Origin of the sequence: uncultured Psychroserpens sp., assembly GCF_947501425.1 — a bacterium.
Lineage (GTDB): Bacteria > Bacteroidota > Bacteroidia > Flavobacteriales > Flavobacteriaceae > Psychroserpens.
Genome location: NZ_CANMVN010000007.1, coordinates 204,584 through 230,569, shown reverse-complemented (window position 1 = coordinate 230,569; position 25,986 = coordinate 204,584). Strand labels below are relative to the sequence as shown.

The following is a 25,986-nucleotide window of genomic DNA, read 5'->3' as shown; positions in this document are numbered from 1 at the left end:
AAGAAATTTCATGTAACACATTGAAAATTAAGTCGTCTCTTTAGTGTAATCAAAAAACAAAAATCAATTAATTAAATCTTTCATCATGAAAAAATCAGCAGTAATTTTAGCCTTAGCATTAGGCTTTTCAATTTGTAATTTAAATGCAACAACCGAAACCTTACATTCTAATACAGATGAAGTAACTGTTTATGTTAATGAGGTAAGTCCACTTTGTAAAGCAGTTGCCACTGGTAATTTAGCAGAAGTCAAGAGACTCATTAAAACAGGAGTAGACATCAACAAAAAATCAAATGGAATGCTACCAATACATTACGCAGCGAAATTCAACAGAGTTGATATTATTAAAGTTTTAATAACAGCAGGTTCTGAAATACATACGGTTTGCGATAAAGGCTTAACAGCATTAAGACATGCCGAAAAGTCAAACGCTAATGAAGCAGCACTGTTTTTGAAGCGATTTAAAAAAGTAAATAAGAGAAATGTCTGATAGAAAAGACAATTATTTGAGTTAGTTAGTTAATGAAAACGCATCTTTTAAGATGCGTTTTTTTTGTAATCTCTTATAACTTCTCTGATTTTTTCCATACGGTTTTCAGGGTCTGGATGCGTACTTTGGAATTCAGGAACACGATTAGGACCAGCGGCCGATTTCAATATTTCCATAACACCAATCATTTCCTCTGGATCATATCCTGCCTCAATCATAAAAATAACTCCTAATTCGTCACTTTCAAGTTCATCTTCTCTTCCATTTTTCAGTAATGTTCCCTGGCCCACTTGTTGTGCCACACTTCCTAAGTCTATAGAAGATGCACCCATTGTTAGAATTTGCCAGAATTTAGAATCTGTGATACGTTCATTAGAATGTTTTCCTAAAACATGCCCAATTTCATGACCTAAAACTCCAGCAAGTTGAGATTCATTTTCTAGTTTAGAGAATAAGGCATAAGTGATAAATATTTGTCCGCCAGGTAATGCAAAGGCATTAATAGTGTTAGGATCTCTTAGTAGATGAAATTCGTATTTGTATGGCGTGTCCTTAGCAATGCTATTATTGACCAATTTTTGTCCTACATTATCGACTGTGGCTTGGTATTGATTGTTAGGGTGTAATCCACCATGTTGTTGTGCCATGTTTGGAGCACTTTGTAAACCAATAGCAATTTCTTGCTCAGGGGATAGCGAAATTGCCTGTGTACGACCAGTATATGGGTTTACCTCTTGTTGGCTACAGCGCCTTACAAATGCAAAGGCAATTACAGCTACTGCGATTAAAAGTCTGATTTTGAACGATCTTCCTCTCATGATTGTGTTAATTAGTGTGGTTTAAATTTACAAAAGTTCTGGATTTATATCTAAAATATTTTCGTTTAGATAGTTAGAGATGAATACCTCAGAAAAATTATGGTATCCCATTAATTGTTCAGATGTAATAATGTCTCTTATATTTAATTTTTGATAGGCGTCTAGGTATGGTTTTGAAAGTGGTTTGTAACTATAGTGCCAAGGTTCATATTTAAATCCTTTACGACCTTCTTTTTTGGTATATACTAAGTAAAATCCATAATCATTGGCATACTCATCCATCCAAAGTTTAAATTTTGAAAAGCAACCATCATTTTCAAAATGATTGGGATTGAGAACATTTTGAGGTCGAGATACATTAGCATCAATAAGATCTAAATCTGTAGCCCAATGATGGCGAGATGTCCCTGGAATTGTTGAATATTCTATAATCTTCTTTATACTTTCTTTTGAAGTCAAACCTCTGTCGATATAGTTCTTGTATTTACGTTCCCAAATTCTATTTTGGTGATCAAAGCTTCTATAACTAGACACAACTTGAACCCGAATGTCACTTTTTAAAGCATCGGCAGATAGTCTTAAAAACGCATCATACGCTTCTTTTCTAAGTTTAAAACTATCTCCAAAAAGTTTTGGTTTGCCTTTTCCAATAAGTTCCTCATAAGGTATAATGGTATCAGAGTTTTGAAAAGCTAACTGCGGAAAAACCGATATTCCTACACCTGCCAAAGATGCTATTTTTATAAAATGTTGTCTGTTCATAAGGTAGTAACTAATACATAATATGTGCCAATCTTTTCTAAGTGATGAGCCATTGTAATTTTGAAGCTCTGTTCACGTCAAACTTAACCAAAATATTTATCTTCACTTAAAATAGTTAGTCATGCCATTTCAATTTAAAGTGTTAGCAGCTTCGGAAATTCATAGTGTAATACCACTCATTCAAAAACTAACCAATTACAAATTTTCAGACGATCTACTAAAAGAACGTTTTACAGAAATGTCCTCTCAAAACTATGAATGTGCTGTAATATATGATGATGACCAGCTTATTGGAGTCACAGGGATGTGGTTTTGTACTAGACATTATGCAGGAAAAACTGTGGAGATCGATCATGTTTACATCGAAGATATTTACCGAAGCAAAGGTCTAGGAAAACAGTTTTTGAGTTGGATTTATGAATATGTCAAAACCAAAGGTTGTAATACTGCTGAGCTGAATACTTATGTTCAAAACTATCCATCGCATAAGTTTTACTATAATGAAGGCTTTGAGATTTTAGGCTATCACTTTTTAAAAAAGTTATGAATTCCTATGCTACTTAAAGCAAAAAGATATTTATATTTGCGTTCGGAATGCGAGAGTAGCTCAGTTGGTAGAGCGTCAGCCTTCCAAGCTGAATGTCGCCGGTTCGAACCCGGTCTCTCGCTCAAAGGCCTCGTCATAATTGACGAGGTTTTTTAGTTTAAAATGGGTTTAATATTCTGGAATAGTGCTGAGAAGTTTATGCTGAGCGTAGTCGAAGTAAACCCGGTCTCTCGCTCAAAGGCCTCGTCATAATTGACGAGGTTTTTTTATTTTAAATTACTAAGATCTGAGCCAGATTTTATTTCATAGGGAGTTTGATCATATTCGAAAATTCTGGCATCTAATGATCCTCTCAATGTAATTGTCTCTCCTTTAACTTCAAGCCAACTGCCTTCTCTTATACCAACTACAGGTTGGGTGTTGAATTTATGGAATTCCTTAATTCTGGTTTCTCTAGTTTCACCCATGTGTTTGCTTGTTGGATCAGGATCAAGATAATGCGGATTGATATTAAAAGGAACAAAGCCAAATGTTTTAAAACTTGGAGGATATACAATTGGCATATCGTTGGTTGTATTAATTGTTAGACCACAAATATTGCTTCCAGCACTTGTACCAAGGTAAGGTGTACCATTCTTGACTGTAGCTTTAATAGTTTCAATAAGATCTTTTTTATAGAGTTGATTTACCAGAACAAAAGTGTTTCCGCCACCTGTAAATAGTCCTCCAGCATTTTCTATAGCTTTTTTCGGGTCATCAAATTCGTGGATTCCAATAACTTTTTTTCCAATTTTATCAAAAGCCAAATTTACTTTTGAAGTATATTCATCATGTGTTATTCCACTAGGTCTGGCATAAGGGATAAAGAGAATTTCCGAAGTATTTTGAAAAAAAACTTTTAATTCATCTAATAAATAATCAAGTGGAGCACCACCATGAATGGTTGTCGTACTGGCTATAAGAATATTTTTCATTGGTTATAATTTATTGTAAATTTAGGTAAAGCTTTAATTTAACAAAAGTTTAGTTAGGCTTTATTAATAAATTAAGTTTTCAAGTCTTTACTTTACTAAACTAAAATTTCATCTATGAAAAAACTACTACTTCTGTTTATAATATTATCGTCTTACACAGTAACATCTCAGACATTTCAACGTATAAAGGTTGATGGTAAAATTATTGTTGAAGGTAATGATGTTGAGGGGATAACAGTATTTAATACGTCTTCAAACAAAGGCGTGATTACTAATGAAAAGGGGGAGTTTACCATAGAAGTGGCACTTAATGATTTTATTGAGTTTAGAGCTTTGCAATATCAAAACTTTGATTTACAAGTCAACAAGGCTATTATTGAATCAAAACGTATACGAGTATTTTTGATAGAAGAGATTAATAAACTAGATGAGATTTTGGTGTTAACCAAAGGGTTGTCGGGAGATTTAAATACAGATATCGGTACAGTAAAAACCTTTAACCCTAAACTAGATGCACTTTATTTTGGTATAAAAAGGAGTGATGAATATGAATTTCCAGATGATGATCGATCTAAGATAAAAAATCAGGGTATTCATTACCAATCTCAAACCATGGTAAATGGACTTAACATTGTTAATGTAGTAGATCAATTATTGCTTCCATTGTTTAGAAGTGAAGTAAAAGATAAGAAATCTTCAGGTGTTCCTGATGTTCCAGTAAGTTCAGTTAAATATTATTTCGGGTCAGAGTTTATTATAGATAATTTTGATATTCCCGAGCATCGTGTCGAGGAGTTCATAAGATATGTCGAAGATGACGAAAATTTTGATATGTCACTACTCAATTATGGAAAAGAGCTAGAGTTTCTTGAAGTACTTTATGTGAAAAGTAAAGCATTCTTAAAAGAGAAACGTGGCAAGAATTAAGTGGTTTACATGTTTTTTTGTGTTACTATTTACCACTGAAGTTTTTACACAAACTACAGATATTACAGGTAAAGTTGTTGCAAGTAATGATGTTGTTGGGATACATGTTATCAATATTACGGCATTAAAGTACACCATTACTGACGACTATGGTAGGTTTGAGATTCCAGTGCATCTTAATGACACAATTACAGTGTCAGCAGTTCAATATAAGACTAAAGACATTGTAATCACTGATAGTATCTTACAAGCTAAAACCATGACCGTTTATTTGGAAGACAAGATCAATGAGCTTGATGAGGTAGTAGTAGGTAAAATGTTAACTGGGGACTTATTATCAGATATTGAAAACAGTGACGTCAAGCGTGATATTAATTTTTATGATGTTGGTATTCCAGGATATACAGGGCCACGCAAGACACAAAGTGAAAGACGATTGTATGAGGCAAATAGTGGTGGAGGCATATTGCCACTTAACCCTTTGATTAATTGGATTACAGGTCGGACAAAACGTTTAAAAGCACAAGTGAAACTAGAAAAACGTTTAAAAGCTTTAGACGCCGTAAGATCTAAATATTCTGAAATGCTTTTTGAGAATGATACATTAGATGAGTCACTACACTTAGAATTTTTTTACTTTGCATCTCACGATCCAAATTTTGTAGTGTATAGTAACACAAAAACAGAAATGGCTATGCTAGAGTTCTTACATGAGAAACTAAAAGCATTCAAAATCCAAATTGAAGACGACTAAAAACATATTATGCTTTCTTTTTGCAGTCCTTAGCTGTGTAATTTATAATGCCCAAACCATTGAACTTAAAGGTGAAATCTCTGCAAGTTCAGACCTTGACGGGATACACGTGTTAAACCTAACAGCACAAGAGTTTACAATTACTAACGATAAAGGAGAATTTGAGGTACTTGCCAGATTAAATGACACCATACTTATTTCTAGTATACAATACACTCCAAAAAATGTTATTGTATCTAAAACTATTTTAGCTTCAAAGTTTATAGCCATAACACTTACTGATAGAGTTAATGAGTTAGACGAAGTAGTCGTAGGGAAAGTGTTAACAGGAAATTTGCTAACAGATATCGAGAATAGTGATGCCAAACGCGACATCAATTTTTATGATGTAGGAATACCTGGTTATACAGGAAAACCTAAGACACAAAAAGAACGTAGGTTGTATGAAGCCGACGCTGGAAAATCTATTGTTATTGCGCCATTATTTGTTGGGATTAATATCCATAAGATTTTGAATAAAATTTCAGGACGAACTAAAAAGCTCAAGAAAGCTGTAATGCTAGAAAAACAGATTGATTGTATGAATAAAATGAAATCTGAGTTTTCAGACTTGCTCTTTGAGAATATGGAAATTGAAGAACATTTAAAAATAGATTTTTTCTATTATGTTGCTGAAGACCAAAAATTCCAAGAGCTCTGCCAAAGCGATGATAGCTTTACAACCTACGAATTCTTACTCAAGAAATTATATTTCTACAATGGTGAAGAACCATTATCGGAAGATTGATTGTCAAAAACTTTATCAATTTTATTAACATTTTTTTAGAGTATGTTTTTTATCAAAAAAGCTATTTTTACGAATTAATGATTGTTATGAAATTTTTTAAAGTCGCTTTTCTAGCTTTAATGTTTCCTTTGTTTTTGTCATCTGCCCACAAATATTATGTGAGTGTGATGCAATTAACCTATGTTGAAGACAAGCAATCAGTACAGATGATTTCAAGAATAGATGTAGCAGATTTGGAGTATACACTTCAAGAACGCTATGATAAAAAGATCACACTTACAGATATCAACGAACATCCAATGGTTGATGAATACATTAAAAAATATCTGAATCAAAAAATTGAAATCAAAATTAATACTCAAGACACACCATTTAATTTCATAGGAAAAGAATACGAAAATGATCTCGTAGTGTGTTATCTGGAAATAGAAAATATAAAAGCTGTTAATACCATCGAAATAAGTAACAGTGTTCTTTTTGATCTATTTCCGAAGCAAAAAAATGTTGTAAAAACTAAAATAAACTCAAAAACTAATAATTTGATTTTTACAACAGAAGACAGAAATCAATATTTAAATTTTAAATAATCAACCCTTTAATAATGTTTATGAAACTAGTAAAATACCTTTGTTTGTCTATTGCATTTATATCCTTCAGTGCAATGGCTCAAGATCAAGAGCGTAAGCCTGGTCATACAAACCAGAATAAGTTTAAGCAACTCTATGATGAGTTTGCTACCCCTAATATGTATAGAACAGGTTCTGGTGCTCCTGGTCCAGCTTATTACCAGCAACAAGCAGATTATAAGATGGATATCGAAATAAACGATGAAACAGCTGTTTTAAGTGGAAACGAGACCATCACTTACACCAATAATTCTCCAGATGAGTTAAGTTATTTATGGGTACAATTGGATCAAAATGTGAGACAAAAAGATTCACCCTCAAAAGATATTAATTCAAGCAGAGTGACTCCAGCTTTGTCACCTTCAAGATTTGCATCATCATACATGAGTGAGCGTTTTGATGGCGGTTTTAATGTAGAATCTGTTACAACAACAGATGGGAAGGCTCTTCCACATATGATAAACCAGACAATGATGCGTGTTGAGTTGCCTCAACCAATGAAAACTGGTGATAAGTTTTCCTTCAAGATCAAATGGTGGTATCAAATAAATAACCACGTTACAGATGGTGGACGTTCAGGGTTTGAATTATTTCCTGACGGAAATAGAAACTATGTGATAGCTCAGTTCTATCCAAGAATGGCAGTGTATAATGATGTTGAAGGTTGGCAGAATTCTCAGTTCTGGGGTCGTGATGAGTTTGCATTACCATTTGGGAATTTTGAAGTCAATATCACTGTACCTGCAGATCATCTTTTAGATGGTACTGGGAAATTAACAAACAGAAAGGAAGTATTCTCTAGTGAGATGATGAAACGCTACGAAAAAGCGAAAAAATCATACGATGAGCCAGTAGTTATATCAACTCAGGCAGAAGCAGAAGCCAGAGAGAAAAAACGCTCTAACAAAAAGAAAACTTGGAAACTATATGCTGAAAATGTAAGAGACTTTGGTTTTGCCACTTCGAGAAAATATATTTGGGATATGATGGCTGTAAAAATTGGTAACAAAGATGTTTTGGCTGTGTCTTTATACTCAAAAGAAGGTAATCCGCTATGGGAACAGTGGTCGACAAAAGCTGTAGCTAGTACTTTAAAATCATACTCTCGTATGACCTTTGATTATCCTTATCATAAAGCGATATCTGTTCACGCTAGACGTCAGGGAATGGAGTATCCTATGATTTGCTGGAACTATGGTAGGCCTGATGAAAACGGTAAGTATAGTGATCGTACAAAATATGGAATGATGAGTGTAATCATTCATGAAGTTGGTCATAATTTCTTTCCTATGATTGTTAACAGTGATGAACGTCAATGGACATGGATGGATGAAGGATTAAATACATTCATGCAATATGTAGCTGAGCAAGATTTTGGAGAGTGGTATCCAGATGCTCTATCACCAGGCGATGATAAATACCCTTCACGTCGAGGACCAGCAAAGAACATAACAAGGTACATGGGAGGAAATCAAGATTATATTGCTCCTATCATGACCAAAGGATTAAACACATATCAGTTTGGAAATAACGCTTACGGAAAACCTGCAACAGCATTGAATATCCTAAGAGAAACGGTTATGGGGCGTGAGTTGTTTGATTACGCATTTAAAGAATATGCTCAACGTTGGATGTTTAAACACCCTACACCAGAAGATTTTTTCCGTACTATGGAAGATGCCTCTGCATTTGACCTTGATTGGTACTGGAGAGGATGGTTCTACACAACTGATTGGGTAGATATAGGATTAAAAGATGTGAAGAAATATTATGTGTCTTCAGAACCAAACCAATATGCAAAAAACTATGCTGAAAGTAGAAATTTAAGCTTAGATGACTTAGATCTGGTATATCTGGTTGAAGAAGGTAGCGAAGAATTTGACGACAAGTTACGCAAAGGGACATCGGCAGATAACTCACCTACACTAAAAGAATACATGATGGATAATTTTACTCCTGAAGAGCGTAAAAACATCAAGCAGCCTAAGTATTTCTATAACCTTACATTTGAAAAGCCAGGTGGATTGGTTATGCCAATAATTGTGGAATTTACTTATGCTGACGGAACTTCAAAAACCGAAACCTATCCTGCTCAAATATGGAGGTTTAATGACAATGAGGTGAGCAAAGCTATAGCATCTGAAAAAGAGATTATCTCTATCACTGTTGATCCTAAACTGGAAACTGCTGATATTGATACATCAAACAACTCTTGGCCGAGAGAGGTTAAAGAGAGTGACTTTGATAAGTTTAAAAATAAAGTCAAAGGATAATTTATAGATTCAAAACAGATAAAAGCCGATTGTGAGATCGGCTTTTTTTATATCGTTAATTGTGTAATTAATGTCAAAACATCTCATTATATTTGCAATGTGATACAGTTAACAACTTTTTTATTCATTGGTGCTCCAGAAGTGGTATTCATACTCTTTATTGTGGTAATGGTTTTTGGTGCAGATAAAATACCAGAAATCGCAAGAGGTCTCGGTAAAGGTATGCGTATGCTTAAAGATGCTTCATCTGATATTAAAACTGAAATTACTAAAAGTGCAGAAAAACAAGGGATTAATACCGATGTGACTAAAGATATTACTAAAGAAATCAAAAAAGTTAAAGACGACTTAGAGGATTTTACAGGTTCGATAAGTAGAGATCATTAATTATTATATTCTTACATTTTACTTTGTTATTTTATCGAAATCGTATTTTTTAATGCGATTAAATTTTAATAATTTAATATATTTAGAAAATCATTAACCATCTAAATCATATTAAATGAAAAAAATGTACTTAAAGGTATTGCTTCTTATGGCAATTACCATTGTGTCTTGTGCCAAAGAGGACGCTATTATTGAAACCGAATCTCAAGATCACCAATTTCCAAAAGAACCCCTAACAGTTCAACAAATTAATAATCGTATTAGTGAAACCATTAGAGCAACTGGTGATTTCGACTGGAGTAAAGAAGATGCTCATTTTTTGTGGAGCGCTGTAGTTCATGGTCAAAAAGTCTTGACTATTGGGTATGGAAACGAAGGTCAAAGTTTTAGTGAAACCAGAGATCCAGTTTTAGAAGCAAAAAAGAACACCTTGATAGATCTGATTGTTGACAAAGAAAAGATCAGTAAAAGTGATTTAAAAATTGTAGAGCAGGATATTCTAACGGTTATTGATGTTGGAGTTGAAAACATAGAAACCATTATTGCATTAAGATCACACAAGGATGTTCGTTATTTAGAACCAAATGGATATAACCTGTTTACCTATGACGAAGTTCGTGAACGATCGAGTTCAGGATGTGATAAAAATGCTGATTATATCAATCCAGCGCATTATACGACCACAAGTCCAAATAACGCACAAGTATCATGGCATTTTAATGAGCACAACATTCAGCAAGCTTGGGGATTATCAACAGGTTCTGGAGTAACAATTGGATTAATTGATACAGGTGTATCTCAATCTCAGAGTTTATTGAATTCATCAGGAATCAATGATGGCTATTCAAACGGGAGATTTGTTCAAAAGTATGGGACGTTTATAGATTCTAATTGGTGGTGGTCCAGTAATTATGATGGTCCGCATGATAAATGTGGTCACGGAACTGCTATGGGATCTACAATGGCATCACCACGAAATGATAACGGTATGCCTGTTGGTGTAGCTTACAATGCAAATTTAGTTGCCTATAGAGCAACTGAGGACGTGTTATTAAACGATTATCACGAGCGAAAAGGTGTCTCAAAGGCATTAACGCAATTGGGAAACAGAAGTGACGTTAAAATCATTTCAATGTCAATTGGATATGTATGGTCTATAGGAAATATAAAGGATGCTGTGAGATATGCTTACAGTAAAGGCAAACTAATATTTGCAGCAGGAGGAACATCTACAAGCTTTACCAACGGCTTTGGTGTTATTTTTCCTGCCACTATGAGCGAAACTGTTGCTGTAACAGGAGTAGATGATGGTAGTAATTACGATCGTTGTGATACTTGCCATAGTGGAAGCAAAATAGACTTTACAATTATAATGGAAGGCGATAATAATACCAGTAAAGCACCTCCAGTTCTTGGGTTTTATAACGGACAAAGACGTTATACAGGTGGATCGTCTGTAGCAACTGCTACAACAGCTGGAATAGCTGCTTTAGTTTGGTCTAGACATCCTAATTGGAGTAGAACTCAGGTGTTAAATAGATTGAAGCAATCTGCCGATTTCTATCCATACAAAAACAGTAGTTTTGGTTATGGTAATATTGATGCTTGGCAAGCGGTTCAATAAGCTTATATTATGATATATCTTAGCAAGTCCTCTTCAAATTTTGAAGAGGACTTATTATTTAAAATAGTAGGATTTAGAGTGCATTTTATTGGTAATTGAGTTGGTTTTGTGAATTTCAACCTAAAAAGGGTGCTTTTAATGATGTAATGACCAAGCCTTTTGATAATTACGAGTTTTTTCAAACCATATCTGAACACATACAAAGAACAAAGTCTTTAGAGAACAAACCAGAAATGAAGCTGGTTAAGGTATCTTAGATTTAAAGTTTTCTACTAATAGTTAATCCATCTCTTATGGGTAATAAGACGGTTTCTATTCTCTTATCGTTCCTTAAGAGTGTATTGTAGTCTAATACTGCCTTAGTTGAGATGTCTTTATCCTTTAAAGGTTCTACAACTTTACCATGCCACAAGACATTATCTGATAATATAATACCACCCGAATTTAATTTATCAATGATCAAATGAAAATAATTAGAATAATTTGGTTTATCAGCATCAATAAATACCAGATCAAAAGTCATATCTAATGTTGGTATGATATCAATTGCACTTCCCAAATGTTGATGTATTTGTGTTCCATAATCTGATTTATCAAAATATTTTCGTTGAAAATCAATAAGCTCTTCGTTAACATCTATTGTGTGGATTTCCCCATTATTTTGCAAACCTTCCGCTAAACACAACGTGGCATAGCCAGTAAAGGTTCCTAATTCTAATATGGTTTTAGGATGAATCAATTTAGAGATCATGCTAAGCACTCGACCTTGATATGGACCGCTAAGCATTATGGGTTGCAATATTTTTTGATAGGTCTCTCTGGTGAGCTGCTGAAGCAATTCTGGTTCTTCTTCAGAATGTGCAACTACATAGTCGTCTAATTTTTCAGGTAAAAAGTACATTATCCTAAAATACGCTTTACTAATTTGTCTTTTGCATCCTGATCATTACCGCAAAGCCATTGAATCACATTATCTTCCCAGATGGCATCACGTTCAGATTCTGTAATAATATCACGTTCAATAGCAAGGTCCAAAATTTTTCCAGGATAAGATGATTGTTTCTCACTTTCCATTTCACCTAAAGGATAAGGATCATCTAATCCCATTAAGACTTGTTTAGAGGTTTGGTTTTTTATTAAAAGCTGTAAACCACCAGTATCATGAACTAAGGTGTCAAAAAATATGTTTGGATGCCCAACGGCTTTCCTTGGATGTGTCTTGCCTTCAAAAAGATCTGGACGGCCATCAAAGCCTTGGATACGTCGTCCCAGATTAATCTGAGCTAACTGTCCGCCATGAGCAAAACATGTACGCATATTTGGATATTTTTCCTGATACCCATTAAGGGTTAAAAAGTGATAGGCATCTGCACATTGCGCTAACATCCATATCAAATGAAAACGCCAAGATGTATTTTCCAGTTTAATAAATTTTTCGCCATCATAAGGGTGAACCTCAACAGCCAAATTGTACTTGTTAGCCAATTCAAAAATGGGTTCATTTTCTTCGTCAAAAATACAACGCCAAGTGCCAATAGTATCCATGTAATGCGTAGGTAAGCATAATAATTGCATGCCAAGTTCTTCGACACAACGTTCAATTTCCCAACATGCTCCACGAACAAAACCAGGATGTACTACAAAACCACAAGTAAATTTACTCGGATTATCATGTTGGATCTTTGCATTAAAATCATTCTGAAAGCGCAGCGCTTGCTTCATTTCTTCAACCCGTAAGCCATTTCCGTAAAGCTGTGACAGATTTAAAACTACAGCATGGTCAATATTAAAGCGCTCCATCCAGGCCAACTTTTCATTTAAAAAGAAACTGGAATCTGTAATGGGACGGTTCCAATCTTTTTGAAGCATGAATTTACGGTCTTTATCCACCCAGAAAATTCCCTTATCTTTCATGAATTGCGGTATTTCCTCAGGATAAGGTAATAAATGCGAGTGACCGTTTATTCGTAGTTTTCGTTTTTCCATAGTAATAACTTCCTTAAAAAGATGGCTTTAATTCTTTTTGACCTTTAATTGTCTTCAAGCTGCACTTTTTTTGGTGGTTGCATGACTTCTCCACAGTTTGGACAACTGCGTTTGTCTTTGTCACCATAGTACTTGTCAAAAATGGCAGGCATATCAGTTTCAATATTGTCTAATGTAAAATCTTCTTCGTAAAGTTTGGTTGTACAGTTTTCACAAAACCATAATAACGCGTCTTGAACACCTTTTTCTCTTGGGTATTCAATAACTAATCCAACAGTATTGGCACCTCGCTGAGGTGAATGTGGTACTTTTGGTGGTAATAAAAAGATCTCACCTTCCTTAATGTGAATGTCTTTAGGTGTCCCCTTGTCGATGACTTTTAGTGTAATATCACCTTCAATCTGATAGAAAAATTCTGGTGTTTCATTATAATGATAATCTTTACGACTGTTCGGTCCTCCAACAACCATCACAATAAAGTCGCCATCTTTCCATACCACTTTGTTGCCAACGGGTGGTTTAAGTAGATGTCTGTTTTCTTCGATCCAAGCTTTAAAATTTATAGGTGGATATAATTTGCTCATAATGTATGGTTTTGGGCGTTTTCTCCTTCACTAGACTCCTTCGCCATAGTGGCTACGTAGGCCGAAAAGTTTCAGAGAATCAGGCTTTCGGTAGTCGCTCTTTTCAAGGAGCTCCAACAATACCTCAATCCTTAACGCAGATTCGTCAATTCAATAAAATTAATAATAAAATATGGAATTTCAGACTTATAATGACTTTGTTCGTCCGCCATCTACAGGAAGATTGATCCCATTGATATAAGCAGCGCGTTCACTAGCTAAAAATGTAATGGCATCAGCAAGCTCTTCAGGTTTAGCAAAACGCTTTGCTGGTACTGCATTTTTCATAGCGTTGGCAGCTTCCTCTTGAGTTTTACCAGTTTTAACCGACTTGTTTTTTATGATTTCAGTCAGGCGTTCAGTGCCTGTAGCTCCAGGAAGTACATTGTTAACTGTAATTCCAAATTGTCCCAATTCATTAGCCAGAGTTTTACTCCAGTTAGCTACAGCTCCTCTAATGGTGTTACTTACACCTAGTCCGTCTAAAGGTTGCTTTACCGAAGTTGAAATGACATTAATAATACGACCGTAGCCTTCAGACTTCATAAATGGAACAACAGATTGTGCCAATACGTGGTTGCATTTTAAATGTTGCGTAAAGGCGTTCTCAAATTCTTCAATTTCCGCAGAAAAAACTGGTCCGCCTTTTGGTCCGCCAGTATTATTGACCAATACATGAAAGCCATGGTGATTAGCGATATACGCGCTAACTTTCTCTTTCAGTTCAATCGGATTAGAAAAATCGGCAACAATATAATCATGGTTCCTATGTTGCGGTAATTCGGCAAGTGTAGCTTTTAATTTGTCTTCATTTCTGGCTATTAAAGTAACTTGTACACCTTCTTCTGCAAAGGCCAAAGCTGTAGCTTTGCCAATACCAGCTGTACTACCACAAACTAATGCATATTTATTATTGAGTTCTAGGTTCATATGTGTTGTTTAAAATCTTAGTTGGAAATACGTATTATTTTCAAAAAGGGTCTTTAGATCTTCATCTCCTTCAAATTGTTCTAAATAATTTCCTTCAACTGGAAGATCATAAGGGTTATAACCTAATTGATATAGTTTTAGATGGTATAAATTTTGAGCCATTCTAGACAGTGAAAACGATTTAAGACCTGGGTTTTTTTCGAGCATTTTTTCAAAATCAGCATCGTAAGATTGCACAAATTTTATAGCGCTCACAAGATCTTCTTTAGTAAGTTCTGCTATACCTTTATAGCTATCTATATTTTTAACTTCTTGTTCAGAAAGGTACACACGATGGGGTATTTGTTGGCCAGGTAGTTCTTTGAGAATATCAATAGTTCCGTATTTTTCGTTTGGTGTATGCACGATAAGATATTTGTTATCTATCATTGTAAAGACACCACCAGCTTTGTCTCCTTCTGGAAGATCAAATACCATGTATGAGCTGTTGTCTTCAATGAGTGTCTTACTTATTTTAAGAGCTCTATTGCTTTCCCAATATGGTGTGTCTACACCGTAAGTTTTGTAACGTTCTGCAGAAATACTGTCTTTAGAAAATATCAAGCGTTCGTTAAAATCAACATCTGCTTTGTACCAAATGCCCTCCTGTGCCAAAGTGATACCTGATGACACACATATGTAAAGAATCAATAAAAGTTTTAAAGTCGCCTTCATGAGTATTAATTATTTGATTGTGAAGCTATTAATGATTTTGTCACCTCTTGTAATGAAATCATCGTAAGTGTCTTCTAATGCTGTAAAAGTTAGGATGTAAAATGTGTTATTTTTTAAGATATAAACCTGTTTGAATTTTAGTTTGGTATCGTTCATTTTCCCTTTGACAACCATAGTGTGGCGTTCTTTATTTCCTTCACTTGATATAATTTCACCATCATTGAGAGAGGATGATAACTGACTTTTAGTGATGTCAACAAACTCAGCCATGGTCATTTTCATATTCAGCTTATTTAGGTCCTGAATAATTAAATTGATATTTTCTCTAAAGAGATCATCTTCTTTTAATTCAGAGGATATCAATAAGCTTGTGCTATAGTCACCGCTGGTATTTACTTCCCAATTTTTAGGATGCTCTATAGTATAACTGTCCCCTTTAAAATTGATCCACTCTTCTTGGCTGTAGTTATAGTTAATAATCAGTAATGCAATAATTGTAATTAGTTTTTTCATGATAAAGTTATAGTGTGTAAACGATATGGTCAATTACACAAATTAATATTTAATACATACATTTTTAGCTTCTGTAAAAAAGCGTAAAGCTTCAAAACCTCCTTCACGCCCAACACCAGAAGCTTTAACACCTCCAAAAGGTGTTCTTAGATCTCTCATCATCCAGGTGTTGACCCAAACAATACCAGCCTGTAGTTGGTTACTCATACGCATCGTACGTTTGAGATTATTCGTCCAGAGCGTTGCCGACAAGCCGTATTTTACCTTATTAGCCATTTGTAACACATGGTCTTCATTACTAAACGGCATGATGGTTACCACAGGACCAAAAATTTCTTCCTGATTGACACGACATTCGTCTGTTGGCACTTCAATTACTGTAGGTTCAAGATAGTAACCGTTTTCATAGCCTTTAACTGTAACTTCGTTTCCACCACATAGAATGGTGCCATTTTCGTCTTTAGCAATTTGAATATAGTCTTTTACTTTTTCTAAATGAGGCTCAGAAACCAAAGCACCAATATTGGTGTCGCTTTCAGAGGGATGACCTACTTTAAGTTGTTTCACTCTAGTTACAAAATCAGTTTTAAATTTATCATAAATACTGGCTTCTACGAAGATCCGACTTCCGCAGAGACAAATCTGACCTTGATTGGCAAAAGACGAGCGTAAAGTTGTATTTAACATATCGTCATAATCACAATCGGCAAAAATGATATTTGGATTTTTTCCACCAAGCTCTAATGATAACTTTTTAAACATCGGAGCTGCAACTTTAGCAATATGAGCTCCTGTAGCTGTACCACCTGTAAACGAAATGGCTTTGATGTCGTGATGCTCAATAATGGCCTGACCTGTTGAACTGCCAAGCCCGTGAACAATATTCAAAACACCTTTAGGTAAACCAGCTTGGTTACAAATTTCACCCAAAAGGTATGCTGTCATTGGTGTGACTTCACTAGGTTTAGCAACTACACAATTTCCTGTGGCTAATGCTGGTGCAATTTTCCAAGTAAATAAATAGAGCGGAAGATTCCATGGCGAAATACAACCAACAACTCCAATAGGTTGACGCAAGGTGTAATTGATGGCTTGCATTCCAACACTTTCATGACTTTCACTGGCAAACTGAGTAATGGCATTTCCAAAGAAACGAAAATTACTTGCAGCTCTGGGAATATCAACACTTTTGGCTAAAGCGACAGGCTTTCCGTTGTCTTTACTTTCGGCTTGAGCAAAACGATCAAGGTTGGCTTCTATTAATTCTGAAATTTTAATCAGAATACGACTTCGTTCTTCTAAGGTGGTTTTTGACCAACTAGGGAAAGCTGATTTCGCGGCGATATAAGCATTCTCAACATCGGCTTTTGAAGAATTAGGAATTTGACTATATACTTCGCCAATAGATGGATTGTAATTATCTAACCAATCATCCTGAATAGGATCATGAAAGTTGCCGTTGATGTAGTTTTGAATGTTCATTTATTCGAAATAAAGGTCTAGTGATTCTAATTGATTATATAAAATGGAAATCATAATTTTTAAGCTTACGTAGCTCTTCCATTGTTATTTTTTGTAAGCCATCACTTTAATTTCAACCACCAGATCGGGATGAGGTAATTGATGTACCGCAACCGTTGTACGTGTTGGTCCTGTTGATTTGTCAAAAAACTCAGCGTAAGCCTTGTTGTATCCCGCGAAATCATTCATATTAACTAAAAATGAAGTGACATCTACCACATCTTTAAGTGATGCACCAACTTTAGCTAGATTCTTTTCTATATTTTTTAGAACCTCACGAGTCTGTGTCTCTATATTGAGGCGTTTGGTTCCCATGTCATCTATAATATCTACGCCAGCAATTGTATTATCTGGTCTGCGTGAACTCGTTCCTGAGACAAAAATAAAATCGCCTACTTGTTTTACATGTGGATAGGCACCTCTTGGTGTAACTATTTTTTCACTCATACTTTGTTTTTTTGTCATTCTGAACTTGTTTCAGAATCTCATTTTTTTCAATAATTATTTTTCTCTAACAACTAATCACTTCAATCCAGCAACTCTGTCATCTTCTAAAATTGCTTCGGTTTCTTTTTTTACTGTCTCTAGGAGCTCTTTCAAATCATCAGAAGGTGAGATCACACCATCATCCAGCATATTTAAAATCGCTTTGTCTTGTGCGCGTCCTCTCAACATGGCTTCTCTGTAACCAATGTGTTCATTAAATGTGACTAGGCTATATTTTGAAGAGTATTCATCTGGAAATGCTTTCTCTAATGCCATTTCAATTTTACGCTTTTCCTGAAATATTGGATTTGCAACATGATCTTTCATTTCATGGAAATTATCAATGGCCAGATCTGCAATAGCGTCGGTATCTTTTTTTCTTGTCTTTTCATATTCATGAAATATTCGCTCCCAATCACCTTCGTACTTGTCTAAAACCGCATCAAACTCAACCACATCTTCAAAGGAGGCATTCATCCCTTGACCATAAAAAGGCACAATGGCATGAGCAGAATCACCCATAAGTAATGTGTTGCCTTTGTAATGCCATGGGGAACATTTAACGGTTCCTAGAGGAGCAGTTGGATTATCAAAGAAATCATCAATCAGATTTGGCATTAAAGCTAAGGCATCTGGAAATTCTTTTTGGAAGAACTCCGTAACAATCTCTGGTGTTGTGAGATTGTTGAAGTTGTATTCTCCTTCATCATAACTTAAAAACAAGGTTACTGTAAAACTGCCATCTAAATTAGGTAAGGCAATTACCATAAAATCACCACGTGGCCATATGTGTAAGGCGTTTTTGTAGGTTTTATAATCGCCATTTTCCGCAGGTAAAATAGTAAGCTCTTTATAGCCATGAGTTAAATAGTTTTGAGAAAAACTAAATAAAAATTTACGCTCTAAATAGTAGCTTCTTCGTAAAGCCGAACCAGCTCCATCAGTTGCTATAATAGCATCTGCATCTTCTATAAACTCGTCTTTGGTGTCGTAGTCTTGAAATCGCGCTGTAGTATGTTCAAAATCGACCGATAAACATTTTTTATTAAAATGAATACTGACATTTTCGTGTGTTTCTGCTTCGTCCAAAAGTAAAGCATTCAATCCTCCTCGAGATATAGAGTTGATGTATTCGTGTTCACGACCACTATAGTTTGATAAGAAGGTATTTCCTTCTTTGTCATGAAGCATACGACCATTCATTGGAATGCATAGTGCCTTGACTTTTTCTTCCATGCCTACGAGTTTCATGCCTTTGTTTCCACGATCTGAAAATGCGAGATTAATGGAACGTCCTGCTGAAATATCTGTTTTACGCAAGTCTGGACGCATCTCATAAACATTGACGTTATAGCCACGTTGACCTAGACGCAAAGCAAGTAAGCTTCCACAGAGTCCTGCACCAATGATTAGTATATTTTGTTGTTTCATATTAATTTAGAATCTTTTTCAAACGTTCTACAAATTCATAAACATCTATGAACGAATTGTATAAAGGCACAGGTGCACATCGTATAACATCTGGTTCTCTCCAGTCGGTAATAATACCAGCTTCAGTTAACTTATTATGTAAACTTTTATCTGCATTTTTGACTTGAATAGAGAGTTGGCACCCACGTTCTTTTGGGTTATCAGGTGTGATGATCTTTATGTCTTTATGGTTTAAAGCATTGATTAAAAACTCAAAGTAACCTGTTAGATGTTTAGATTTTTTACAAAGTTTATCAAATCCAGCAGATTTAAAAACATCTAAAGCGGCTCTAATAGCAGCCATAGATAAGATAGGAGGATTACTTAATTGCCAACCTTCTGCTCCTGGTAATTGATCAAATTCATCACGCATTCTAAAACGTGTTTGTTTGTTATGTGACCACCATCCTGTAAATCTATTGAGATCTTTTCTGTTAGCATGTCGCTCATGTACAAATGCGCCAGACAGACTTCCAGGACCCGAATTTAAGTATTTATAGGTACACCAAACGGCAAAATCTGCTCCAGAGTCGTGAAGGTTGAGTTGTACATTACCAGCACCATGAGCACAATCAAATCCAACAACACAGCCATGAGCATGTCCTAAATCTGTAATGCGTTTTAAGTCGAAAAACTGACCTGTATAATAATTGACACCACCAATCATGATAAGCGCAATCTCATCACCATGGTCTTTAAGAATTGATTCGAGGTCGTCATAGTTTGCCAGCTCCTCACCGTCTCTGGCTTTCCACAAGATCAAGCCTTCTTTGTCATCATAACCATGATGACGTAATTGAGATTCTACAGCATATTTGTCACTTGGAAACGCATCAGCTTCAATTAAAATCTTATAGCGTTTTGGTGTAGGTTGGTAAAAACTTACCATCATAAAATGAAGGTTAGCTGTTAACGAATTCATTACCACAACTTCTAAAGGTTTTGCGCCGACAATATTGGCCATGGTTTCATTAAGAAACTCATGGTAATGTAACCAAGGATGCGAACCATGAACATGACCTTCAACACCAAGATTTGCCCAATCTTTAAGTTCCTGATCAATGTAGTCTTTAGTGATCTTTGGTTGTAAACCAAGTGAATTACCTGTCATGTATATGAGCTCGTTTCCATTGCTATCCTTTGGTATATGAAACTGAGTTCTGAATGATGAAAGTTCGTCATTTTGATCTTGTTGTTTTGCAAATTCAAGACCTAATTGATAGTTTGACAAGGCTGTTGGTTTTATGTTGTCTAACAAAAATAAGAATAATTATGCTAGTAATAAACTGTTGAAAGCTGCATTTTTGGGATGAAAAACAAATACTTTTTTTAGTATCTTTAGAAGAAATCACAAACATATGGGAAAGACAAAAGAATATACTAACGGTGAGGTTACGATAGTTTGGAAACCTGATGCCTGTATCCATTCTGGAATTTGTGTTAAAGGATTAGGCGATGTGTTTCAGCCAAAAGAGCGTCCGTGGATTAAGATTGATGCTGCTTCAACCGAAGCCTTGGTAAAACAAGTTAAAGCTTGCCCTTCAGGAGCTTTAGGGTATTATATGAATGGCGAAGAGAATAAAGAAGCCGAATCTCTTGAAACAAAAGTGGAGGTATTAGCTGATGGACCGCTTTTAGTCTACGGCACTTTAAAAGTGACGTATAAGGATGGAAAAGAGGAAACTAAGAACAAAACTACAGCGTTTTGCAGATGTGGTGCTTCTCACAATAAGCCATATTGCGATGGTACTCATGTCAATGATGGGTTTAAAGGCTGATTTTTGTAGTATGACTAAAAAGTAAAAGGCGCTTCAACTCTAAAGTTCAAGCGCCTTGAATATATATGGACGCAATTGCGGAATATTCTATATGTTATACGTCTTTTGTCGAGAGTTAGATGTTCTCATTACAAGAGATATCTAACTTTAATATTTTTTTAAGATTTAGATCAATTTTGTTTTAATTTACTTTGATGTTTGAAAAGTAAAGATTGAAGTTTCCTTCAGCTGTTTTATGGTCTTTAGCAATTTTTAATCCGTTGAAGTCTTCATAATTTTCAAAAGTGGTGGTCATAGACGGTTCTTTGCTATTCCCTTTTCTGTAGATCCATTCTCTGATGATGTGATCATTATCAAAATAAATGTCATAGGCATCGCCTGGTGTATAACCACCTTCATTTCCGTAGGTTAATGTGATTTTATTTAATTCAGAATTTGAGATAGGAGCCTTTTCTTTTACGGCATCTGAAATAGTTATTCCTTCATCCCAAATTAATTGAAATGGGACAAGTAGCCAGTATTTGTCATTAATAAATGCCTGATCATAGTCTAAATTTATAGGGTCTACCTGACTTCTTTTAAACGTAATTATTGAGTCTTTCGAATTTGAAAAACTGATACGATTCTCTTTAGGCTCCCATGACCAACTACGCTCAAAATGATTGTCGCCTCTGTCTACATTAAATGTAAATTCAATGGTGTTGACGTCTTTCCACGAGTCAAAACCATGAGCTTTAGCAATTTTTTCAGGTGTTGTCAATTCCTTTTTTTCTTCGGAAATGGTCTCAGAAATTGTGTTTTGGTCTTTTGTTTCAGATTTACAAGCTATCATCAAAGTAGCTAGACATAGAATAGTAAGAAGTTGTTTCATTAGTTTTTTTGCAAAGGTATGACAATCTTTACATTTCCGAAGTTATTATTACTTTAGAGCCATAAACATTTAAATTATGAGCAAGAATCATTTTGAAGTCAATAGACAAACATGGAATGAGAAAGTAAAAATTCATTCAGAAAGTGATATGTACGATTTGGAAGCTTTTAAAAACGGAAAGTCGTCATTGATGCCGTATGAATTAAATGCTTTAAAAGATGTAAAAGGAAAATCTTTATTGCACTTACAGTGTCATTTTGGACAAGATACATTGAGTTGGAGTAGGTTAGGTGCTAAATGCACAGGAGTAGATTTGAGTGATGAGGGTATTGCACTTGCCAATTCATTAAATACAGAGCTCAATCTCGATGCTGAGTTTGTACAATGTAACGTATTAGATACTTCTACATATATAAAAGACACTTTTGATATTGTATTTACCAGTTATGGTGTTATTGGTTGGTTGCCCGATTTAAAACCCTGGGGACAAATGATTGGTGAGCGATTAAAAAAAGGAGGTACATTTTATATGGTAGAGTTTCATCCTATCGTTTGGATGTTTGATTATCTAGACGGGAAATCTGTAATGCGATATGGATATATGCAAGATGAGGCCATCTATGAAGAGTATGAAGGCACCTATGCTAATCAGGAATCAAAAATGATTAGTAAGGAATATGGTTGGAATCATGGTTTAAGTGAAGTAATCAATGCACTTATTGAGGCTGGATTACAAATAGAGTATTTAAATGAATACGATGAAAGTCCCTATAACGTATTGCCAGACCTGGAAGAAACCAAATCTGGCAATTATGTAACAAAGGATCAATTGTATCCTCTTATTTTTGAAATTAAAGCGACTAAACTCTAGTTTTTTACGATTAGCTTTGATCCTGCTGATTGTCCGTCAATAAAGAAAGTCAGTAAGTAAGATCCACTTCTTAAGTTTGATAAATCAACGTTTGATTGATTGCTATTGATAGCTTTTGTCATTAAACGCTGACCAAGAACGCTATATACTTTTACTTGAGATATTTGAGTGTTGGATTCAAAATTTACAATTCCCGTTGTTGGATTAGGGTATAATCTAACTGACAAAGATTCTTCTTCTGAAACACTTAAGCTATCATCTGTTATTTCAATAGATCGTGAAGAATTATACAATCCATTTGGACTGCTCATTGCAGATATAGGACCTACAGAATATGTTACTGTATAATTTCCTACAGCAGAGGCAGACACATCAATTGTACCTGTGTTTTGATCAATTATTAATCCAGCAGGTGAGCTTAAATACATTCCTCCTGAAATTCCGTTGGTTAGGGAAGGTGTAGGATCAGTATCTGCGATGTCATAGGTGGCTGACGCATATTCAAATTCAGAAAAATTGTCATAGTGTATGTTTAGGTATTCTAAAACCACATTAGCATAATCTATTGCAAATGGTTCTAATGTATTAGGTCTTGAATCATAAGGAGCACCTAAATCTGTTAATCGGCTATTAACTTCAAGCATCACACCATCAATGTTCCCACTGCCACCAATACTTGCAGGACCACCTGTTCCATCTCCAGAACCGTGTCTACGATTATTATAATAGTTGCCATCAAAATAAGAATTACTGTAAGGTCTCGTGTCGTCACAACTGGTGTCACCATAATCTGAATTGCTTGGTACGGCTCTATATCCTGAAGATACGCCACAACCAGGATAGCTGGTTGTCGAACCTGATGGATCAATGGAGTTATAAAAGGTTCCGGGAGCGTTCTGAAATAATTGTCCTAGACTATTAACACCTCTAATCAATTCTTCATGGTTAAGAGCGTTTAAATTGGTTGACACTAAGTTTTTAATGGTTGATTTGTCAATGATTGCAGTGCCATTAAGATCACTTGAATTAAGTTCGGCAGCTGAAATATTATACCCTATTTCAATTCTGGGAACGGTATGGTCATGACAATGTAAATCAATGTATAGACCTTTTCCCCAGTTGGCTTCAACAGCTTGACTAGCATCATTAATAAAATTTTGGAAATCACTCCAATAAGATGCGGCATGACTATTTCCGCAGGACCCTTGACTAACAGACATGTTTGCATCCATTTTTGATCGATGTAAGTTATTGAGAATCATATGTGCATATCCTCCGGTTTGAGCATATATTTCATCTTGAATTCGTCGCGCGAGTATAACAGTATTGAGATCTCTTTGAGTATTTGCGTTATTGCATGTGCGATCTGGTAAGTTGGCATCATCATCAGGATAGAAAACACCTCCAATAGTTTCACCAGATTGGAGCACGCCACCATGTGGAACAGATATAATTATAGGTAAGTTTCCTGGAATGTATTCAATATATTCATTTTGAAAACTACTGAAAATCGAAACACCTGGTGTTTGAGCATTTACAAAGCTAGATAACAAAACAAAACATAGTAGGTACGTAATTTTTTTCATCATAAATGTATTTTAGTTTTGGGCAATCAGTAATGACTGAATGGCTAAAATACACTTATTGTCGATTAATAACCAAATATTATCGATAAAGAGAAAAATTTAGTGAGAATTATCTTTCAGAACTTTTGGCATTTTTGCTTTAAACCGATTTAGTCTAGGAATTGAAACATTACGTATGTAAGGGTTTCCAGGATTTAGTCTTTCATAATTTTGGTGATAGTCTTCACCAACCCAAAATTTTTGAAATGGATAGACTTCGGCAGCGATTTTAGCATCTAAAGCTTTGGCTAACAGTGCTTTTTTGTTTTCTATAATCTTTTTTTGAGCTTCGTTCTGATAAAATATAATTGACCGATATTGCGAGCCTCTATCTGGACCTTGGCCATTAACCTGAGTTGGGTCTTGCGAAGCAAAATATACATCAACTAAAGTTTCAAAACTTACAACCTTTGGATCATATATTACTTCAACAGCTTCAGCATGTCCAGTGGCGCCAGTATTGCTAAGTTTGTAGGTGGGATTTTTGGTAAAACCACCAGAATAGCCATTTATTACTTCGTCTACACCTTTTACACTTTCATAAATAGCTTCAACGCACCAAAAACAACCACTTGCGAAATAGGCTCTTGCCTTACCGTTTTTTAAAGGGACCTCAATGGGATCTGCATTGATAACTGCTAGTTGTTTGTCGTTAATTTGTGCATTGTTTTGGCAGCTAAATAGCATGGCTATTGCCAATGTAAATAATAATCGTTTCATCTTTTTTTTTCTTTTTCAATAGGTCGAATAAAGATAAGAAACCTTAATATCAACTTTGTGAAAGTTTTATTAAAATGAAAAAGCCTTTATCAATAACGATAAAGGCTTTTGTATGCATTGGAATTTGGATTATAGTTTTGCAAACATTTTCTCCATTTTCTCTTTTTCCTCTTGTGCTAATTGTGCATCAACAAGAATTCTTCCACTGTGCTCATCTGTAATTACTTTTTTACGAGATGCGATCTCTACTTGAATCTGAGGTGGAATAGTAAAGAATGAACCTCCAGAAGCACCTCTTTCGATTGGTACAACAGCTAATCCATTTTTCACATTATTTCTGATGCGTAAATAAGCATTAACTAAACGCTCATCTAATTTCTTTTGGAAATCTTCAGATTTTTTGATCAATGCTTCTTCTTCTTTTTGAGTTTCAGCTAAAATAGCGTCTAGCTCACCACGTTTATGCTTTAAATGTGTTTTACGATCTTTAAGACGATCTTTTGTTTCATCAATGACTTCTTTCTTTTGTTCGATTTGAACTTTGAATTCTTTGATGTGTTTTTCAGCCAATTGAATTTCTAATTCCTGAAACTCAACTTCTTTTGTTAAAGAATTGTATTCTCTGTTATTTCTAACATTCTTTTGTTGCTCAGTGTACTTTTTGATAAGTGCTTTAGCTTCTTCAATTAAATTCTTTTTTGATTTAATCTGGTCGTCAATTAATTCTAGATTAGTTGCCAACTTTTCAAGTCTCGTATTTAAACCTTCAACTTCATCTTCTAAATCTTGAACCTCAAGAGGTAATTCTCCTCTTACGTTTCTTATTTCATCTACTCTAGAATCGATTAATTGTAAATCATAGAGTGCTCTTAATCTATCTTCAACAGATGCTTCAGCTTTTTTTGCCAT

At 35.0% G+C, this 25,986-nt stretch carries 28 protein-coding genes and 1 tRNA gene; 12 read left to right on the top strand and 17 right to left on the bottom strand.

Going from position 1 to position 25,986, the window contains the following annotated elements; translation table 11 throughout:
- Positions 1-85: 85 nt before the first annotated feature.
- Entirely contained in the window at positions 86-490 is a 405-nt protein-coding gene (locus Q0951_RS12425; RefSeq protein WP_299337304.1) for an ankyrin repeat domain-containing protein, read from the top strand.
- A gap of 47 nt (positions 491-537) precedes the next feature.
- Here the strand turns inward: Q0951_RS12425 and Q0951_RS12420 are convergent, their stop codons facing one another.
- Together Q0951_RS12420 and Q0951_RS12415 are read right to left on the bottom strand one after the other, a co-directional pair.
- Positions 538-1,308, bottom strand: coding sequence for a M48 family metalloprotease (locus tag Q0951_RS12420; RefSeq protein ID WP_299337302.1), 771 nt, complete (start codon positions 1,306-1,308; stop codon positions 538-540).
- A gap of 27 nt (positions 1,309-1,335) precedes the next feature.
- The gene (locus tag Q0951_RS12415; RefSeq protein ID WP_299337300.1) at positions 1,336-2,070 is read right to left on the bottom strand and encodes a M15 family metallopeptidase; all 735 of its coding nucleotides are present in this window, start codon (positions 2,068-2,070) and stop codon (positions 1,336-1,338) included.
- A gap of 121 nt (positions 2,071-2,191) precedes the next feature.
- On the opposite strand from Q0951_RS12415, the gene Q0951_RS12410 reads away from it, so the two are divergent.
- Positions 2,192-2,617 (top strand): GNAT family N-acetyltransferase, encoded by a 426-nt coding sequence (locus Q0951_RS12410; protein WP_299337298.1) that lies wholly within the window; start codon positions 2,192-2,194, stop codon positions 2,615-2,617.
- A gap of 49 nt (positions 2,618-2,666) precedes the next feature.
- Positions 2,667-2,739, top strand: a tRNA-Gly gene (locus Q0951_RS12405).
- A gap of 144 nt (positions 2,740-2,883) precedes the next feature.
- Here the strand turns inward: Q0951_RS12405 and pepE are convergent.
- Complete coding sequence (pepE, locus tag Q0951_RS12400) at positions 2,884-3,591, bottom strand: dipeptidase PepE (RefSeq protein WP_299337296.1); 708 nt, start codon at positions 3,589-3,591, stop codon at positions 2,884-2,886.
- 114 nt (positions 3,592-3,705) lie between these two features.
- Between pepE and Q0951_RS12395 the strand changes: the two genes are divergently transcribed.
- From Q0951_RS12395 to Q0951_RS12365, 7 genes are all read left to right on the top strand, one after another.
- Positions 3,706-4,518, top strand: a complete 813-nt coding sequence (locus Q0951_RS12395) for a carboxypeptidase-like regulatory domain-containing protein (protein WP_299337294.1) — start codon at positions 3,706-3,708, stop codon at positions 4,516-4,518.
- Positions 4,505-5,272, top strand: a complete 768-nt coding sequence (locus tag Q0951_RS12390; RefSeq protein WP_299337292.1) for a carboxypeptidase-like regulatory domain-containing protein — start codon at positions 4,505-4,507, stop codon at positions 5,270-5,272. The genes Q0951_RS12395 and Q0951_RS12390 overlap by 14 nt, the downstream gene beginning before the upstream one ends.
- On the top strand, positions 5,259-6,059 hold the full coding sequence (locus Q0951_RS12385; protein ID WP_299337290.1) for a hypothetical protein: 801 nt from the start codon (positions 5,259-5,261) through the stop codon (positions 6,057-6,059). The genes Q0951_RS12390 and Q0951_RS12385 overlap by 14 nt, the downstream gene beginning before the upstream one ends.
- Before the next feature lie 86 nt (positions 6,060-6,145).
- Positions 6,146-6,646, top strand: a complete 501-nt coding sequence (locus Q0951_RS12380) for a DUF6702 family protein (protein WP_299337288.1) — start codon at positions 6,146-6,148, stop codon at positions 6,644-6,646.
- Between the two features lie 20 nt (positions 6,647-6,666).
- A complete protein-coding gene (locus Q0951_RS12375) occupies positions 6,667-8,958 on the top strand; it encodes a M1 family metallopeptidase (protein WP_299337286.1) in 2,292 nt (763 codons plus the stop codon).
- A 99-nt stretch (positions 8,959-9,057) separates the two neighbouring features.
- Complete coding sequence (locus tag Q0951_RS12370; RefSeq protein ID WP_299337284.1) at positions 9,058-9,345, top strand: twin-arginine translocase TatA/TatE family subunit; 288 nt, start codon at positions 9,058-9,060, stop codon at positions 9,343-9,345.
- 115 nt (positions 9,346-9,460) lie between these two features.
- Positions 9,461-10,969: a S8/S53 family peptidase gene (locus tag Q0951_RS12365; RefSeq protein WP_299337282.1), complete on the top strand. Its 1,509-nt coding sequence runs from the start codon at positions 9,461-9,463 to the stop codon at positions 10,967-10,969.
- 259 nt (positions 10,970-11,228) lie between these two features.
- On the opposite strand, the gene Q0951_RS12360 is transcribed toward Q0951_RS12365, so the two are convergent.
- The 10 genes from Q0951_RS12360 to kynU form a co-directional block, all read right to left on the bottom strand.
- The gene (locus Q0951_RS12360) at positions 11,229-11,870 is read right to left on the bottom strand and encodes an O-methyltransferase (protein ID WP_299337280.1); all 642 of its coding nucleotides are present in this window, start codon (positions 11,868-11,870) and stop codon (positions 11,229-11,231) included.
- Positions 11,870-12,955: an amidohydrolase family protein gene (locus Q0951_RS12355; protein ID WP_299337278.1), complete on the bottom strand. Its 1,086-nt coding sequence runs from the start codon at positions 12,953-12,955 to the stop codon at positions 11,870-11,872. Before Q0951_RS12355 ends, Q0951_RS12360 begins: the two co-directional genes overlap by 1 nt.
- Before the next feature lie 44 nt (positions 12,956-12,999).
- A complete protein-coding gene (locus Q0951_RS12350; protein ID WP_299337276.1) occupies positions 13,000-13,539 on the bottom strand; it encodes a 3-hydroxyanthranilate 3,4-dioxygenase in 540 nt (179 codons plus the stop codon).
- 186 nt (positions 13,540-13,725) lie between these two features.
- Positions 13,726-14,508, bottom strand: a complete 783-nt coding sequence (locus Q0951_RS12345; RefSeq protein ID WP_299337274.1) for an SDR family oxidoreductase — start codon at positions 14,506-14,508, stop codon at positions 13,726-13,728.
- Positions 14,509-14,517: 9 nt separating this feature from the next.
- Complete coding sequence (locus tag Q0951_RS12340) at positions 14,518-15,222, bottom strand: hypothetical protein (RefSeq protein WP_299337273.1); 705 nt, start codon at positions 15,220-15,222, stop codon at positions 14,518-14,520.
- 9 nt (positions 15,223-15,231) lie between these two features.
- Positions 15,232-15,735 (bottom strand): hypothetical protein, encoded by a 504-nt coding sequence (locus Q0951_RS12335; RefSeq protein WP_299337271.1) that lies wholly within the window; start codon positions 15,733-15,735, stop codon positions 15,232-15,234.
- A 42-nt stretch (positions 15,736-15,777) separates the two neighbouring features.
- Positions 15,778-17,217, bottom strand: a complete 1,440-nt coding sequence (locus Q0951_RS12330; protein WP_299337269.1) for an aldehyde dehydrogenase — start codon at positions 17,215-17,217, stop codon at positions 15,778-15,780.
- A gap of 84 nt (positions 17,218-17,301) precedes the next feature.
- Positions 17,302-17,703 carry a RidA family protein gene (locus Q0951_RS12325; protein ID WP_299337388.1) on the bottom strand — a complete coding sequence of 134 codons (402 nt, stop codon included), beginning with the start codon at positions 17,701-17,703 and terminating at the stop codon, positions 17,302-17,304.
- 75 nt (positions 17,704-17,778) lie between these two features.
- The gene (locus tag Q0951_RS12320) at positions 17,779-19,173 is read right to left on the bottom strand and encodes an NAD(P)/FAD-dependent oxidoreductase (protein ID WP_299337267.1); all 1,395 of its coding nucleotides are present in this window, start codon (positions 19,171-19,173) and stop codon (positions 17,779-17,781) included.
- Position 19,174: 1 nt separating this feature from the next.
- Entirely contained in the window at positions 19,175-20,443 is a 1,269-nt protein-coding gene (gene kynU, locus Q0951_RS12315; RefSeq protein ID WP_299337265.1) for a kynureninase, read from the bottom strand.
- Between the two features lie 127 nt (positions 20,444-20,570).
- Between kynU and Q0951_RS12310 the strand changes: the two genes are divergently transcribed.
- Complete coding sequence (locus Q0951_RS12310) at positions 20,571-20,990, top strand: (4Fe-4S)-binding protein (protein ID WP_299337263.1); 420 nt, start codon at positions 20,571-20,573, stop codon at positions 20,988-20,990.
- Positions 20,991-21,171: 181 nt separating this feature from the next.
- Here the strand turns inward: Q0951_RS12310 and Q0951_RS12305 are convergent, their stop codons facing one another.
- Positions 21,172-21,861 (bottom strand): hypothetical protein, encoded by a 690-nt coding sequence (locus tag Q0951_RS12305; protein WP_299337261.1) that lies wholly within the window; start codon positions 21,859-21,861, stop codon positions 21,172-21,174.
- Positions 21,862-21,937: 76 nt separating this feature from the next.
- Here Q0951_RS12305 and Q0951_RS12300 point away from each other — a divergent pair, with 76 nt between their 5' ends.
- On the top strand, positions 21,938-22,732 hold the full coding sequence (locus Q0951_RS12300; protein ID WP_299337259.1) for a class I SAM-dependent methyltransferase: 795 nt from the start codon (positions 21,938-21,940) through the stop codon (positions 22,730-22,732).
- Here the strand turns inward: Q0951_RS12300 and Q0951_RS12295 are convergent.
- The 3 genes from Q0951_RS12295 to Q0951_RS12285 all read right to left on the bottom strand — a co-directional run bounded on the left by Q0951_RS12295 (position 22,729) and on the right by Q0951_RS12285 (position 25,986).
- Complete coding sequence (locus Q0951_RS12295) at positions 22,729-24,321, bottom strand: T9SS type A sorting domain-containing protein (protein ID WP_299337257.1); 1,593 nt, start codon at positions 24,319-24,321, stop codon at positions 22,729-22,731. The genes Q0951_RS12300 and Q0951_RS12295 overlap by 4 nt on opposite strands.
- A gap of 96 nt (positions 24,322-24,417) precedes the next feature.
- Positions 24,418-25,077 (bottom strand): peptide-methionine (S)-S-oxide reductase MsrA, encoded by a 660-nt coding sequence (msrA, locus tag Q0951_RS12290; protein WP_299337255.1) that lies wholly within the window; start codon positions 25,075-25,077, stop codon positions 24,418-24,420.
- Positions 25,078-25,206: 129 nt separating this feature from the next.
- A complete protein-coding gene (locus Q0951_RS12285; RefSeq protein ID WP_299337253.1) occupies positions 25,207-25,986 on the bottom strand; it encodes a C4-type zinc ribbon domain-containing protein in 780 nt (259 codons plus the stop codon).

Bases quoted from the DNA above. Each gene is read 5' to 3' on its own strand.
- Q0951_RS12375 (WP_299337286.1), top strand. From the start codon at position 6,667: ATGAAACTAGTAAAATACCTTTGTTTGTCTATTGCATTTATATCCTTC.
- Q0951_RS12295 (WP_299337257.1), bottom strand. From the start codon at position 24,321: ATGATGAAAAAAATTACGTACCTACTATGTTTTGTTTTGTTATCTAGC.
- Q0951_RS12300 (WP_299337259.1), top strand. From the start codon at position 21,938: ATGAGCAAGAATCATTTTGAAGTCAATAGACAAACATGGAATGAGAAA.
- Q0951_RS12360 (WP_299337280.1), bottom strand. From the start codon at position 11,870: ATGTACTTTTTACCTGAAAAATTAGACGACTATGTAGTTGCACATTCT.
- Q0951_RS12350 (WP_299337276.1), bottom strand. From the start codon at position 13,539: ATGAGCAAATTATATCCACCTATAAATTTTAAAGCTTGGATCGAAGAA.
- Q0951_RS12380 (WP_299337288.1), top strand. From the start codon at position 6,146: ATGAAATTTTTTAAAGTCGCTTTTCTAGCTTTAATGTTTCCTTTGTTT.
- Q0951_RS12425 (WP_299337304.1), top strand. From the start codon at position 86: ATGAAAAAATCAGCAGTAATTTTAGCCTTAGCATTAGGCTTTTCAATT.
- Q0951_RS12365 (WP_299337282.1), top strand. From the start codon at position 9,461: ATGAAAAAAATGTACTTAAAGGTATTGCTTCTTATGGCAATTACCATT.
- Q0951_RS12285 (WP_299337253.1), bottom strand. From the start codon at position 25,986: ATGGCAAAAAAAGCTGAAGCATCTGTTGAAGATAGATTAAGAGCACTC.
- Q0951_RS12305 (WP_299337261.1), bottom strand. From the start codon at position 21,861: ATGAAACAACTTCTTACTATTCTATGTCTAGCTACTTTGATGATAGCT.
- Q0951_RS12330 (WP_299337269.1), bottom strand. From the start codon at position 17,217: ATGAACATTCAAAACTACATCAACGGCAACTTTCATGATCCTATTCAG.
- Q0951_RS12410 (WP_299337298.1), top strand. From the start codon at position 2,192: ATGCCATTTCAATTTAAAGTGTTAGCAGCTTCGGAAATTCATAGTGTA.
- Q0951_RS12395 (WP_299337294.1), top strand. From the start codon at position 3,706: ATGAAAAAACTACTACTTCTGTTTATAATATTATCGTCTTACACAGTA.
- Q0951_RS12335 (WP_299337271.1), bottom strand. From the start codon at position 15,735: ATGAAAAAACTAATTACAATTATTGCATTACTGATTATTAACTATAAC.
- Q0951_RS12340 (WP_299337273.1), bottom strand. From the start codon at position 15,222: ATGAAGGCGACTTTAAAACTTTTATTGATTCTTTACATATGTGTGTCA.
- Q0951_RS12355 (WP_299337278.1), bottom strand. From the start codon at position 12,955: ATGGAAAAACGAAAACTACGAATAAACGGTCACTCGCATTTATTACCT.
- Q0951_RS12415 (WP_299337300.1), bottom strand. From the start codon at position 2,070: ATGAACAGACAACATTTTATAAAAATAGCATCTTTGGCAGGTGTAGGA.
- Q0951_RS12325 (WP_299337388.1), bottom strand. From the start codon at position 17,703: ATGAGTGAAAAAATAGTTACACCAAGAGGTGCCTATCCACATGTAAAA.
- pepE (WP_299337296.1), bottom strand. From the start codon at position 3,591: ATGAAAAATATTCTTATAGCCAGTACGACAACCATTCATGGTGGTGCT.
- msrA (WP_299337255.1), bottom strand. From the start codon at position 25,077: ATGAAACGATTATTATTTACATTGGCAATAGCCATGCTATTTAGCTGC.
- Q0951_RS12320 (WP_299337267.1), bottom strand. From the start codon at position 19,173: ATGAAACAACAAAATATACTAATCATTGGTGCAGGACTCTGTGGAAGC.
- Q0951_RS12420 (WP_299337302.1), bottom strand. From the start codon at position 1,308: ATGAGAGGAAGATCGTTCAAAATCAGACTTTTAATCGCAGTAGCTGTA.
- Q0951_RS12310 (WP_299337263.1), top strand. From the start codon at position 20,571: ATGGGAAAGACAAAAGAATATACTAACGGTGAGGTTACGATAGTTTGG.
- Q0951_RS12345 (WP_299337274.1), bottom strand. From the start codon at position 14,508: ATGAACCTAGAACTCAATAATAAATATGCATTAGTTTGTGGTAGTACA.